Below are 13,900 nucleotides of genomic sequence, written 5' to 3'. Positions count from 1 at the left end.
TAGAAAATAGGGAAAGGGCAAAAAACTTGCCCGGTAACGGTTCTTAAGGCTCTGGTCACGATGGCGAGCGAGCCAGCAGGCCACGGTGAACCGGCCCATGTTCATAATCGGAACCAGGCCTGTCATCGACAAGCCGAAATGGCATTCAAATGCTCTAAAAGGGAAGAAAATCGGATGGTGGGCGTGACAGGGATTGAACCTGTGACCCCTACGATGTCAACGTAGTGCTCTCCCGCTGAGCTACACGCCCATCCGATGGCGGGGGTAAACCATGAAACCGCCGGTTCCGTCAATAGCTATTGCGCGGTTTGGATCAAGAATTCGGCAAGCGGTTGTATCCGCTGGCTTTTCCGGGTTTACGCGCAAGCGCCTCACTGTCGTGATCTACCATGCGCCAGAACCTGGCGCATGCATCATTTGCCGAGCCGCTTGCGATGCGACGCATGATGGTCGCAAATCGTGGTCGATTGGAGGATTCCAATCTGGGTGGCTTAGTTCTTGGAACCAGGCGGTCTCAGGCGGCGGTCAGCAGCTTGTTGACCTCGTCTACCAGGTCGCGCAGGTGGAAGGGCTTGGACAGGACCTTGGCATCCTTGGGCGCCTTGGAATCGGCGTTCAATGCCACGGCGGCAAAGCCGGTGATGAACATCACCTTGAGGTCCGGGTCGAGTTCGGTGGCGCGGCGGGCCAGCTCGATGCCGTCCATTTCCGGCATGACGATGTCGGTCAGGAGCAGCGAGAAGGGTTCTTCCCGAAGCCTGTCATAGGCGCTGGCGCCATTGTCATAGGAGGATACCTTGTATCCGGCCTTTTCCAGGGCTTTCACCAGGAAGCGGCGCATGTCGTTGTCATCTTCGGCAAGAAGTATTTTCTGAGTCATTGCTGGACCGTTACTCAACTGGGATCATGGTGTTAAGCTTTCCCAGATATTCCAGCCCGTGTAAACAGCAGGTGAAGACGGGAAAGCCGGGTGTGATTTTTCGCCACTACAGCGACCTGTCCGCGTCTTTGGCGGCGCAGACAGGTCGCTGTAGCACATTATAACTGCTGCATAAGTGCTGCATGATTCTCTTATCATGCCGTATCCGGCTTCAAGATTAATGCAGTATGGACTTCGCGGTGGGCAACTGGCAACATATGTTTCATTATGAATTGCTGATTTGGTAAAGAAGGGGTGAGATGCAGCCGGAACGCGACGATTTCGAGCTGTTTGACGTGCGCGAACCCGAACAGCATAGCATTCCCTTTGTTTACAATTCCCCCCATAGCGGCAGAGATTATCCACAGGAGTTTCTCGCCCGTTCGCGCCTGGACAGCCTTTCCATCCGCCGTTCGGAGGATCATTTCGTCGATGAGCTGTTTGCAGCGGCACCCGACCACGGCGCCCCCTTGCTCTACGCGAAATTTCCACGCGCCTATATTGATGTCAATCGCGAGCCTTATGAGCTCGATCCGAAGATGTTTTCGGGCCCCCTGCCGCCTTACGTCAATGCCCATTCGGTACGTGTTGCCGGAGGGCTCGGCACGATTGCGCGGATTGTCGCCGAAAATATGGAAATCTACCGGGAGCGGTTGAGCGTGGATGAGGGGATTGCCCGGATCGAGACGATCTACAAGCCCTATCACGCCTGCCTGCGCCGGCTGATTGCCCGCACTCATGCCCGTTTTGGGGCGGCTATTCTGATCGACTGCCATTCGATGCCGGGCAATATTCGGCTGAGCGGCAGTGCCATTCGTCCGGATTTCATCATTGGCGACCGATATGGCACCAGTGCTTCGGCAGAACTGACCCATGCCGCCATGCAGGTGCTCAGCGATTTCGGATTTACGGCGGTGCGCAACAAGCCCTATGCCGGTGGCTTCATCACTGAACATTACGGCCGTCCCGCCAGGGGCCTGCATGCTCTACAGATCGAAATCAACCGCGCACTGTATGTCGATGAGGCAACATTGGAAAAGCGACCGGATTTCGCCTCGCTTGCAGCCGTGCTGTCGCGGTTCATTGGTCAGATGGCGGAGCTTTCAAAAGGCATTGCCACGCCCGGCCTCGGCGATGGCGCGCTCGCCGCCGAATAGTGCATCGTTCCGAAAAGTGGAAACCGGTTTTCCGACCATGTGATGCGTGGCGCGATAAGGCAAAAAAAACCGCGCTCGAGGCGCGGCAAGTCTAGGGAGGAAACACCCAAGGAGGGTATTTACAGTCGAAAGACTGTAAGACGTATCATATTTTGCATTGCACAAATGTCAAGTCGATTTTGACATTTTTTTAATCATGATTATTATTTAGGCATTTGCATCAAGGAAATGCTCGAGTGGCGTGCAAATCGGCGCTCTGCCTGTCGTCCTGATAAATTTATGCTGGAGCGAATTCCGATCCGGCGTTTTATGCCGTAAGAAACGTCCACGTTCACCTTATTGAGGAAGCCGCATGCGCCCCGAGAAGACGTTTTTCGACAGCCTCGCCGAGGCCGCCAAGGCCGAGACACTGCCACGCTTTCGCTCAATGCTGGATGTCGTCAACAAGGATGCGGGCGGCTATGATCCCGTCACCGAAGGCGATAAGGCAGCGGAAACCGCGATCCGCGCGCTGATCGAGGCAGAGTTTCCCGATCACGGCATTCTGGGCGAGGAACATGACAATGTCGGCCTTGGCCGCGATTGTGTCTGGGTGATCGATCCGATCGATGGAACACGGGCGTTTATTTCCGGTCTGCCCACCTGGGGAACGCTGATCGGTTTTCAGCAAAACGGCCACGCGGTGATGGGCATGATGGACCAGCCTTTTACCGGCGAGCGTTATTTTGCCGATGGGGAGAAAGCCTGGTACAGCGGACCTGATGGCCAGCGGCAGATCGCAACGCGGGCCTGCAAGGGCCTCTCGGATGCGGTGCTTTACACCACCTCGCCGGATATTTTTCTGGAAGGCGAGCGGCCGCGTTTCGATGCGGTGCGGGCCAAGGTCCAACTGACGCGCTACGGCGTGGATTGCTATGCCTACGCGCTGCTGGCGGCAGGTTTTGTCGATCTGGTGATCGAAACGGGGCTGAAGCCCTACGATGTCGGCGCGCTGATTCCGATTATCGAACAGGCGGGCGGTATTATCACCACGTGGGAGGGTGAACGGCCGGAAGCGGGTGGCAAGATCATCGCCGCCAGTTCTGCCGCTGTCTACGAGCAGGCGCGCGCGATTTTGGTCGATTGATCGCCACCGGTGTCCATGAATTTCCATGGCCACCGGTAGCATTCTATTGTGTCGTTGTGTTTAGCCAAGCACTGCGACTTTGCTTTCGATGGCTTGGATTTCGTTGGGAACGTCGCCCTGCTGCTCGGACATCTTTAGGCTGGCATGGAACGGACATCCGGCAAATTTCGGATCGTCCTTGTAGAGCGAAACGTAATGCTCTGGAAACGCCTTATCGAGGGCTCGGATGCCGGCTTTGATGTCTGCCTTTTCATCCTTGCTCAGTTTGTCGCGTGATTCGATATAGCTTTCCGTCGGATCGTCCAGTTGGGTTTCCAGATACCAGAAAATCAGGCCCATCAATTTGGGTAGAACCTCCTGCGCCATGGGATAGGCAGGTTCGATCTGCATGGTCTCAAGGGTCGTGGGCAGCGACAGGGAGCGGATGAGTTGGTGCCCGAGCCAATGCATTTCCTTGGGGAAAAAGCGGAACACGAATTGTTCGTGAATCGCTGTCGTGATCAGGTTGCCGCGCTCGGGCTTCGGCCTGTCCGTCTTTTCTATCGCCTCGCAATAGGTGATCAGCCCCGCGAAATCCTCGGGATAGCCATGCAGCGGCTGATTGTTCTCGGCAACGAACAGCTTGGACATTTCCAGCCAGAACCGATGGGCGGCGATCTGTTCCTTTTCCGAAAACCCTGGCAGCCCCATGCGCAAGCGCAGGCGATGCATGGTTACCGCTGTGAAGGCACACGTGTAAATATAATCTTCATTGTAGGAAAACGCACCCGGATATTGCCTTGCCCAATAGGCATGAAGGTTGTTAATGCCCTCGACCGATTTCTTGGTCCGCTCATCGTGCGGGCCATAGAACCACCACAGGGCGTTGGCGCTGCCGGTCTGCTCGACACGGCTGGTGGAGCGATCCACCACCTTGCCGCCATCCTCGCGCCAGACCACCTGCGCACCCCATTCCGTGACAACAAAATTCGGGAAGGTCAGTGCATAGATGAAATTCTGCATGAAGTCGTTGAGGCCATAGCTGCTCGACAGCCGCCAGATCCGCACATAGTCCTTCTCCGGATCCAGAGATTGGATTTCGTTCTGGATCCATTTCTTAGGCGCATTCATAATCTTTCTCCTCCCAGAAAAAGCAAAGTCGGCGCTGACGGTCCGCGCCCGTTCTCGCTAAACAATACGAATATGTACATTATTGATGTTCTGAATTCTGTCAATTCTGATCGGTCGCCAGCGATAAAAATGTCTTAAGCAATGCCAGGACAAGGCTTTGGAAGCCGCGTGGGATCATCGGTGATGGTTGAGGGACGCGCAGGGGCGGAGGCTGTGTCAAAGACCGACGAGTTCTGCCTCGCCTTCGATCTGCATCGGATCGCTGCCGGGAATGAAGGCATGGATGGCTGCAAGCGCCTGTTCGCGGTAGCGGTCCTGTTCCTGCAACACTTCATGGCGGGCGCCGGGAATGGACAGCAATTGCGCGGCGCGGAAATGCCGGGCCAGGTGTTCCTGCGCGCTAAAGGGCACGACGCCGTCCAGCATCGGGGCGAGCAACAGGGTGGGAATGGTGATCCCCGTCAGATGGGCGGGATCGTTGACCCGCCGGATGGCTTTTGCGCATTCATGCAGCCAGCGGGCCGAAGGCGCGCTGATCGACAACTCCGGCACAGCGGCAAAAATCGCCATATTCCGGTCGAAGCGGGCGGCATCCGAGGTCAGGACATTGGTGGCAAAGGTGTGCGGCTTGCTGGCTGATGACAAGGGACGGTTGCCAAGCCCGAGCGTTGATGCCAGCCGCGCCAGCGCGAACACCTTTGCCGCCGATAGGGCTTCGCCATGCAGGCCGACAAAGGGGGCTGACAGGACCAGCCGCGAAATGCGTCCGGACAGCCGTGGTGCTGCGGCAAGGGCGATCAATCCACCGGTGGAATGGGCGATCATCGAGAACGGCAGGCGACAATCCGGCAGCACGACCTGTTCCAGGAACTGCTCCAGATCCCGCTCATAATCGGAAAAGCGCTGGACATGGCCCCAGCGTTTTTCCTTATCCCCTCTGGGTTTTGAGGACTTTTGCAGAAGTGTCCAGTCGGACAGGCCTTGGCCGCGCAGGTCGAAGGTAGCGACCCAAAGGCCCGCTGCTGTCAGGTCGCGGATGGTTTCAAAATATTTCTCGATGGATTCGCTGCGGCCATGCACCAGCACGACCGTGCCTTTGGCCGGGCTGATATCGCTCTTGAAGATCGCATAGCGCAGGCGAAGGCCGTCGTAACTGGTGAAAAAGCCGGCGTGATGATTGTCGGGAATGGGATTGCCGTCCACGGCATGAAGCACGCTATCCATGGCCTTGCCTTTCCAAGCACAATCTTCAGTTTTCCATACCGCATATTTGCGCGGACCGAAATCGGGTCAAGGAAAAAAGCCGCCCATTGCTTCAAGACGATTAGTCTTCAAGACAAATGGGCGGCAACAGGCACTGAAGACGCAGGGACGATATTCTTCAGTCACCAGGATCACTCCTGATAGGGGGACGCTAGTGCGGCCAAGGTGAACCGATGCCAAACCCGCCATTCATCAAAAATTCAGCCACAAAAAATCGGCCATCACGATGCGTGCATGTCGAGGGGTCTTGAACTCGCAAATCGCCTTTCCCATCTCTTTGTTGCAGGCGCCGGAAGGGCCTGCATCATCAGGCAGACACCGCCACATCAGGGGTATCTGCCTTCGTCATTATCGCAACCGTCGCTTCTCAGGAGGACATCTATGCGTCACGTTGATTTTTCCCCGCTCTATCGCTCCACCGTCGGCTTCGACCGCCTGTTCACCATGTTGGACAGCCTGGGTCAGCCGGATCAGGCCCAGAGCTATCCGCCCTATAATATCGAGCGGACGGGCGACAATACCTACCGGATCACCATGGCCGTTGCCGGCTTCGATGAAACCGAACTCAGCATCGAGGCCCATGCGCATGTGCTGGCGGTCAAGGGTGAGAAAGCCCAGGAAGACCAGGCCGAACAGACCGAGTTTCTGTATCGCGGCATTGCCAAGCGCGGGTTCGAGCGTCGTTTCCAGCTTGCCGACCATGTCGAGGTGACCAATGCCTCGCTGAAGAACGGCCTGCTGCATATCGATCTGCTGCGCAATATTCCCGAAGCCATGAAGCCGCGCCGCATCGCCATTGCCAGCGAACCGGTCGAGGCGCCCAAGGCGATTGAGTCTCGCGTCGTCTGATCCGGGTCTGGAAGACATGAAGAAGGGCGGCTTGGGGCCGCCCTTTTGCGTTTGGGGTGTTCTCGCAGCTGTCAGTCTTGAAATGCTTAGAGAATGTCGAGAAACTGATCGACATCCTGCTCTGTCGTGGCAAAGCTTGTTACCAGCCGGATCAACACATTGTCCTGACCGACCAATCCGGGCTCATCGCGGGGTGCCAGCCATTCGTAGAATTTCGCGCCGCGGGCCTCGGCCTGCCTGGCGGCATCCTTGCCGATCACCGCAAAGACTTCATTGCTCTCGGTTTGCCAGGCCAGACGGGCCTTGTTGTTTTTGCTGAGACCGGCGCGCATTCGCTCAGCCATGGCATTGGCGTGGCGGGCCAGATCCAGCCACAGATCGTCCTTGAAATAGGCTTCCAGCTGGGCGGAAACGAAGCGGGTCTTGGAAAACAGCTGCGCAGACCGCTTGCGGATATAGGGCATTTCCTCGGCCATGTCGGGGTTGAAGAACACGATGGCTTCCACGCACCAGCAGCCATTCTTGGTTCCGCCGAAGGAGAGAATATCGACACCGCGCTTCCAGGTCATTTCGGCGGGCGTGGCATCGAGCGCTACCAGCGCATTGGCAAAACGGGCGCCGTCCATGTGCAGAGGCAGGGATTTGGCGCGGGCAATGGCGCTGATTGCGGCGATTTCGTCCAGTGTATAAATGGTGCCAGCTTCGGTCGCCTGGGTAATCGTCACCGCCATGGGCCGGCCCTGATGGACGGAAGGCGTGTCAAAGCGCGAAACGGCGGTGTGCAGGGCTGCCGCGCTCATCTTGCCGTCGCGGCCTTCGACCGGATAGAGCCGGCTGGCATTTGCCAGATATTCCGGCGCGCCACCTTCGTCGGCATTCACATGTGCGTCGAAATGGCAGAAGGTGACGCCACCGGCCCGCGCCACACTGGCCAGCGCCAGCGAATTGGCCGCCGTGCCGGTGCCAACGAAGAACACCGAGACCTCACGCTCGAAAATCTCATTGAAATGCGCTTCGACGCGCCGGTCGAGATCGCTGGTGCCATAGGCGCTGGCATAGCCCGCCGCTTCCTTCATCAGGCTTTCAGCAATGGCGGGATGGGCTCCGGCCCAATTATCGGATGCAAAGAACATGATGGCTTCCTGATTGGCTGTAACGCTTGTCCATGGGCGTAGTACCAAGAGGCATTGAACATGACTCTTGGTATTCCCTTTGCAAATATCTCAAGCGTCTGCCGCATTTGAGATATTTGCAATGCTGTCAAGGCGAGAATGCGTGAGCATCTTCGAGACTTGATATAAAGAGACCCTAACGATTTTGCCGCCGTGTTCAATCCGGTCCGATCAGCCGTCGCAGGACGGACCGATTATTGCCCGCGCGATTGTCTTCGCATTCGGCGCTCCTGATTGGTTTCCTGCGCAAACACCTCAACGGACGAAAGAATCATGCGGCAGATCGCTAAAAAAGACAGATTCTGTCGCGTCATCGCCCGGCTTTTTGAGCCGATGGCTTGCGAAGCCGATTTGTTTCTGCCATATAGTTTGCAGAAATAGGTCAATGAAACTGACATATTTTCGGAAATCGAGTGGCAGGTTTTGGTTTTCTAGGCCTTTCGTCCTGGCTCTCTTGCGCTATACTCACCGGGATATCTGCTTTTGCAGCGGTCGAGAGAAGCTGTGCAGAAAGGTCAGGTTTGTGACCTGTTTTGCGCATGGCAAGCGGGGCGCCCTGAAGATCAGCCCCGGGTTCGGGCAGCGATAAGCCCCCGTCGGTATTCGATTTTGTCAAATAGCTGTGTGCCGGATCGGATAGTTTCGACCGGACGGTTCAACTGGAGGGAAAACGATGACGCAGATGATGCCATCCGAAGCAATCGTGGCGGCCGATGCGACGCAGGCGACAGCCGGTGCCGGTACGCTAAAGCGTTATGGTCTTCCGCAAAAGCAGGGCCTCTACGATCCGCGCAACGAGCATGATGCCTGCGGCGTCGGCTTTATCGCCCATATGAAGGGCGAGAAGTCGCACCAGATCGTCCGCGACGGCCTGTTCATTCTTGAAAACCTCACTCATCGCGGCGCGGTCGGCGCTGACCCGCTGATGGGAGACGGCGCTGGTATTCTGGTGCAGATCCCCGACCGGTTTTTCCGCGAAGAGATGGCTGCCCAGGGCGTCATTCTGCCCAAGGCTGGTGAATATGCCGTCGGACATTTCTTCTTCCCCGCCGATGAAGAGCAGATTGCCCATTTCAAGAAGGTGATCACCGATGTCTGTCTGACCGAGGGCCAGCACCTGCTTGGCTACCGCGACGTGCCGGTCGATAATTCCTCGCTGTCCAAGGCCCCGGATATTGCTGCAACTGAGCCGCGCCAGATTCAGGTGTTCATCGGTGCTGGCCGCGATGCCGCCACGCAGGACGCTTTTGAACGTCGCCTGTTCTTGCTGCGCAAGGTGATTTCCAACCGGATTTATGACGAGTTTGGCGGCCAGGAAACCGGCTTCTATCCGGTGTCGCTGTCGTCTTCGACCATCGTCTACAAGGGCATGTTCCTCGCCTATCAGGTGGCTGCTTATTATAAGGATCTCGCCGATCCGCGATTTGAATCGGCTGTGGCCCTGGTGCATCAGCGCTTTTCTACCAACACATTCCCGTCGTGGAAGCTGGCGCATCCCTACCGGATGGTCGCCCATAACGGCGAAATCAACACGCTGCGCGGCAATGTCAACTGGATGGCGGCCCGGCAGGCCTCTGTATCCTCGCCGCTGTTTGGCGATGACATTTCCAAGCTCTGGCCGATTTCCTATGAAGGCCAGTCGGATACCGCCTGTTTCGACAATGCGCTCGAATTCCTGATCCGTGGCGGCTATTCCATGGCCCATGCGGTGATGATGCTGATCCCGGAAGCCTGGGCTGGCAATCAGTTGATGAGCAAGGAGCGCAAGGCGTTTTACGAATACCATGCAGCCCTGATGGAGCCATGGGACGGCCCTGCCGCCGTGGCCTTCACGGATGGCCGCCAGATCGGCGCGACGCTGGACCGCAACGGGTTGCGTCCAGCCCGCTACCTGGTGACGGATGACGACCGGATCATCATGGCGTCGGAGGCTGGCACGCTGCCGGTGCCTGAAGAGAAGATCGTCAAGAAGTGGCGTTTGCAGCCGGGCAAGATGCTGCTGATCGACATGGAAAAGGGCCGGATCGTTTCCGATGAGGAGGTCAAGTCGGATCTGGCTGGCAGCCTTCCCTACCGGGAATGGCTGGATCGTACCCAGTTGATCCTCGAGGATCTGAAGCCGGTTGAGCCACGGGCGCTGCGCCGCGATGTGTCGCTGCTCGACCGCCAGCAGGCTTTCGGCTACACGCTGGAAGACACCCGCATCCTGATGTCGCCAATGGCGACCACCGGTCAGGAAGCCATCGGCTCGATGGGCACCGACACGCCGATTTCGGCGATGTCGTCGAAGTCGAAGCTGCTTTATACCTATTTCAAGCAGAATTTTGCCCAGGTCACCAACCCGCCGATCGATCCGATCCGCGAGGAGCTGGTGATGAGCCTGGTGTCCTTCATCGGCCCGCGCCCCAACATTCTCGATCATGAGGGGGCGGCCCGCGCCAAGCGGCTGGAAGTGCGCCAGCCGATCCTGACCAATGGCGATCTCGAAAAGATCCGCTCCATCGGCCATACCGAGGACCGCTTCGATACCAAGACGCTCGACTTCACCTATGATGTGGAGCGTGGCGCCGAAGGCATGCCCGAAATGCTCGACCGGCTCTGCGAGCGTGCCGAAGCTGCGGTGCGCGGCGGCTATAACATCATCGTGTTGTCGGACCGGCAAATCGGCCCGGATCGCATCGCCATTCCAGCGCTGCTGGCCACGGCTGCTGTGCATCATCACCTGATCCGCAAGGGCTTGCGCACCTCGGTCGGCCTGGTCGTCGAGACCGGCGAACCGCGCGAAGTGCATCATTTCTGCTGTCTGGCGGGCTATGGCGCGGAAGCCATCAACCCCTATCTGGCCTTCGACACACTGCTGGACATGCACAAGCATGGCGAATTCCCCAGGGAAGTCGATGCCAGCGAAGTGGTCTATCGCTATATCAAGGCGGTCGGTAAGGGCATTCTCAAGGTGATGTCCAAGATGGGCATTTCCACTTACCAGTCCTATTGCGGCGCGCAGATTTTCGATGCCATCGGGTTGAATTCGCAGCTGATCGATCAGTATTTCTTCGGCACAGCCTCCAACATTGAAGGCATTGGCCTTGCCGAGATTGCCCAGGAAACCGTGGCGCGCCATCATTCCGCCTTCGGCAAGGACCCGATCCTGGCGACCTCGCTGGATATCGGCGGCGAATATGCCTACCGCCTGCGCGGTGAAAACCATGCCTGGAGCCCGGATTCGATTGCCTCGCTGCAACATGCCGTGCGTGGCAATTCGCAGGAGCGCTACCGCGAATTCGCGGCAATGGTCAATGAAAGCGCCTTGCGGATGAACAGCATTCGCGGTCTGTTCAAGATCAAGAAGGCCACCGATCAGGGGCGCCAGCCGATTTCGGTTGATGAGGTCGAGCCGGCGGCTGACATCGTCAAGCGCTTCTCCACGGGCGCTATGTCATTCGGCTCGATCAGCCGCGAAGCGCACACGACGCTGGCCATCGCCATGAACCGGATTGGCGGCAAGTCCAACACCGGTGAGGGCGGCGAAGAAAGCGACCGTTACCTGCCCCTGTTCAACGGGTCGCCCAACCCGGAACGATCCGCCATCAAGCAGATCGCCTCTGGCCGGTTCGGCGTGACCACCGAATATCTCGTCAATGCCGATATGCTGCAAATCAAGGTGGCGCAGGGTGCCAAGCCCGGCGAGGGCGGACAATTGCCCGGCCACAAGGTGGATGCGACCGTTGCCAAGACCCGGCATTCAACGCCGGGCGTCGGCCTGATTTCGCCGCCGCCGCATCACGACATCTACTCCATCGAAGATCTGGCGCAGCTGATCTACGATCTGAAGAACGTCAACCCGGCAGCCGATGTTTCGGTCAAGCTGGTGTCGGAAGTCGGCGTCGGCACGGTGGCCGCAGGCGTTGCCAAGGCCCGTGCCGACCATATCACCGTGTCCGGCTTTGATGGCGGCACGGGTGCCTCGCCCTTGACCTCGCTGAAACACGCGGGCAGCCCTTGGGAAATCGGCCTGGCCGAAACCCAGCAGACGCTGGTCATGAACGGTCTTCGCTCGCGCGTTGCTTTGCAGGTTGATGGTGGTCTGAAGACCGGTCGTGACGTCATTATTGGCGCATTGCTCGGCGCTGACGAATTCGGTTTTGCCACCGCACCGCTGATTGCCGCAGGCTGCATCATGATGCGCAAGTGCCATCTCAACACCTGCCCGGTTGGCGTCGCCACCCAGGACCCGGTTTTGCGCAAGCGCTTCAAGGGTACGCCGGAACATGTCATCAACTACTTCTTCTTTGTCGCGGAAGAAGTGCGCGAAATCCTCGCCTCGCTGGGCTTTGCCAAGCTGGATGACATTATCGGTGCCTCGGAACTTCTGGAAAAGAATGACATGCTGGCCCATTGGAAGGCCGAGGGTCTCGACTTCTCGAAGATCTTCCACAAGGTCGAAGCGCCCAAGGAAGCCACCTACTGGACGGAGCGCCAGCATCATCCGATCGAAGATGTGCTGGACCGCCGGTTGATCGAAAAGTCGATGCCCGCGCTGGAAAGCAAACAGCCCGTGGTGTTCGAGGTCGATATCAAGAATGTGGATCGCTCAGCCGGTGCCATGCTGTCGGGTGAACTTGCCAAGCGCTGGGGCCACAAGGGTTTGAAGGACGACACTGTTCATGTGACGCTGAACGGCACGGCAGGCCAGTCCTTCGGGGCGTTTCTGTCGCGCGGCATCACCTTCGATCTGGTCGGTGACGGCAATGACTATGTCGGCAAGGGGCTATCCGGTGGCCGGATCATCGTGCGTCCGCCGGAAAACTCGAGGATTGCCGCCGAACACTCGATCATTGTCGGCAATACCGTGCTTTACGGTGCCATTGCCGGGGAATGCTATTTCCGCGGCGTGGCGGGCGAACGGTTCGCGGTGCGCAATTCCGGCGCGATTGCGGTTGTCGAAGGCGTGGGTGACCACGGCTGCGAATACATGACGGGCGGCGTGGTTGTGGTGCTGGGCGAAACCGGCCGCAACTTTGCAGCCGGCATGTCCGGCGGTGTGGCTTACGTCCTTGATGAAAAGGGCGATTTCGCCAAGCGCTGCAACATGGCGATGGTGGAACTGGAACCGGTGCCGGAAGAAGATGACATGCTGGAAAAGCTGCATCACCACGGCGGCGACTTGATGCATAAGGGTCTGGTGGACGTGTCGGAAGACATGACCCGCCATGACGAGGAGCGGCTCTATCAGCTGATCTCCAACCATCTGCATTATACGGGCTCGAACCGCGCGAAGCAGATCCTCGACAACTGGGCCGATTACCGTCCGAAATTCCGCAAGGTCATGCCGGTCGAATATCGCCGGGCGCTGGAGGAAATGGAACGGATGCGCATGGGCGTTGCCGCCGAATAGTTTTATGTTTAGCAGTCTTGTGATATGACATTGTCATATCACAAGATGGAGGTGGCGATGTTTCCGATATCAAAGGAGCGTAGGGCAAAGATATTCATGAACGGGAGAAGTCGTGCTGTGCGGATACCAAGCGACTTCGATCTCTCCGGAGATGAAGTCGTCATCCGACAGGAGGCGGATGGCGTAATCACCATTCAATCCGCTCGCCAGAAGCGCTCACCAGGCGGGTTGATAGAGTGGCTTCGGCAAGCGGAACCGCTCGGCCAAGACTTTCCTGAGATAGATGATCAGCCTCTTCAGGAGATTGATCTGGATCTTCCCGAATGAGTTACCTGTTCGATACCAACGCGATTTCGGAATTCATCCGAAATCCAGATGGCAAAACCGCGAAAAAGGTCGCTGCGCTTAAAGAGGGTGAATTGAGAACGAGCCTGATCGTGGCGGCCGAACTGAGATACGGGGCAGCCAAGAAGGGCTCAGAGCGTTTGGTCCGGCTCATCGAGACAGTTTTGTCCGAATTCGAGGTTATGCCTTGGGAGGCGCCGGCCGATGTTCACTATGCTGCGCTCAGGGACAGTCTGAGCCGCCGTGGGCAACCGATAGGCGATATGGATATGCTGATTGCGGCACATGCCCTCGCCTTGGATGCTGTGCTTGTGACGGATAATGAAAGAGAATTTTCCCGGGTTCCGGGATTGAAGATCGAGAATTGGCTGCGATAGCGGTGGAGAGGAAGCAGAATGCGCAAGATGCACGTCTTCGTTTCCATCATGCTCGGATTAGCGGTTCCGACCGTTGGCTATCTGGTCAACGGTTCGATTGGACTGGAGTTCATTGTGCTGGGGGCGATCATCGGCCTCGCCTACTGGTATTGGGGGCCTCTGGGCCTGCCGTTTTGAAAGGGTAAGA

The 13,900-nt window shown here is 57.7% G+C and carries 11 protein-coding genes and 1 tRNA gene; 7 read left to right on the top strand and 5 right to left on the bottom strand.

All coding sequences use genetic code 11. From position 1 onward, the window contains the following. Nucleotides 1–175: 175 nt before the first annotated feature. Nucleotides 176–250, bottom strand: a tRNA-Val gene (locus AVI_RS14790). A 264-nt stretch (nucleotides 251–514) separates the two neighbouring features. Further along, the gene (cpdR1, locus tag AVI_RS14785) at nucleotides 515–880 is read right to left on the bottom strand and encodes a response regulator CpdR1 (protein WP_015917105.1); all 366 of its coding nucleotides are present in this window, start codon (nucleotides 878–880) and stop codon (nucleotides 515–517) included. 299 nt (nucleotides 881–1,179) lie between these two features. Here cpdR1 and AVI_RS14780 point away from each other — a divergent pair, with 299 nt between their 5' ends. After that, nucleotides 1,180–2,076, top strand: coding sequence for an N-formylglutamate amidohydrolase (locus AVI_RS14780; protein ID WP_015917104.1), 897 nt, complete (start codon nucleotides 1,180–1,182; stop codon nucleotides 2,074–2,076). A gap of 352 nt (nucleotides 2,077–2,428) precedes the next feature. After that, entirely contained in the window at nucleotides 2,429–3,202 is a 774-nt protein-coding gene (gene hisN / locus AVI_RS14775; protein ID WP_015917103.1) for a histidinol-phosphatase, read from the top strand. 60 nt (nucleotides 3,203–3,262) lie between these two features. Here hisN and AVI_RS14770 read toward each other — a convergent pair whose 3' ends face one another. After that, complete coding sequence (locus AVI_RS14770) at nucleotides 3,263–4,312, bottom strand: hypothetical protein (protein ID WP_015917102.1); 1,050 nt, start codon at nucleotides 4,310–4,312, stop codon at nucleotides 3,263–3,265. A gap of 216 nt (nucleotides 4,313–4,528) precedes the next feature. Next, nucleotides 4,529–5,536, bottom strand: a complete 1,008-nt coding sequence (locus tag AVI_RS14765) for an alpha/beta fold hydrolase (protein WP_041697078.1) — start codon at nucleotides 5,534–5,536, stop codon at nucleotides 4,529–4,531. A gap of 420 nt (nucleotides 5,537–5,956) precedes the next feature. On the opposite strand from AVI_RS14765, the gene AVI_RS14760 reads away from it, so the two are divergent. Beyond that, nucleotides 5,957–6,424: an Hsp20 family protein gene (locus AVI_RS14760; protein ID WP_015917100.1), complete on the top strand. Its 468-nt coding sequence runs from the start codon at nucleotides 5,957–5,959 to the stop codon at nucleotides 6,422–6,424. Between the two features lie 86 nt (nucleotides 6,425–6,510). Here AVI_RS14760 and AVI_RS14755 read toward each other — a convergent pair whose 3' ends face one another. Beyond that, nucleotides 6,511–7,557, bottom strand: a complete 1,047-nt coding sequence (locus AVI_RS14755; protein WP_015917099.1) for a threonine aldolase family protein — start codon at nucleotides 7,555–7,557, stop codon at nucleotides 6,511–6,513. A gap of 712 nt (nucleotides 7,558–8,269) precedes the next feature. Here AVI_RS14755 and gltB point away from each other — a divergent pair. From gltB to AVI_RS31150, 4 genes are all read left to right on the top strand, one after another. Then, complete coding sequence (gene gltB / locus AVI_RS14745; RefSeq protein WP_015917098.1) at nucleotides 8,270–12,991, top strand: glutamate synthase large subunit; 4,722 nt, start codon at nucleotides 8,270–8,272, stop codon at nucleotides 12,989–12,991. A 96-nt stretch (nucleotides 12,992–13,087) separates the two neighbouring features. Continuing rightward, nucleotides 13,088–13,318, top strand: a complete 231-nt coding sequence (locus AVI_RS14740) for an antitoxin (protein WP_234617775.1) — start codon at nucleotides 13,088–13,090, stop codon at nucleotides 13,316–13,318. Next, on the top strand, nucleotides 13,315–13,713 hold the full coding sequence (locus tag AVI_RS14735; protein ID WP_015917096.1) for a type II toxin-antitoxin system VapC family toxin: 399 nt from the start codon (nucleotides 13,315–13,317) through the stop codon (nucleotides 13,711–13,713). The genes AVI_RS14740 and AVI_RS14735 overlap by 4 nt, the downstream gene beginning before the upstream one ends. A gap of 18 nt (nucleotides 13,714–13,731) precedes the next feature. Next, complete coding sequence (locus AVI_RS31150) at nucleotides 13,732–13,890, top strand: hypothetical protein (protein WP_156583032.1); 159 nt, start codon at nucleotides 13,732–13,734, stop codon at nucleotides 13,888–13,890. Nucleotides 13,891–13,900: the final 10 nt, after the last annotated feature.

The organism is Allorhizobium ampelinum S4, from assembly GCF_000016285.1.
Taxonomy (GTDB): Bacteria; Pseudomonadota; Alphaproteobacteria; order Rhizobiales; family Rhizobiaceae; genus Allorhizobium; species Allorhizobium ampelinum.
The sequence above is the reverse complement of the archived record's forward strand: the minus strand, read 5'-3'. Positions and strand labels throughout refer to the sequence as shown.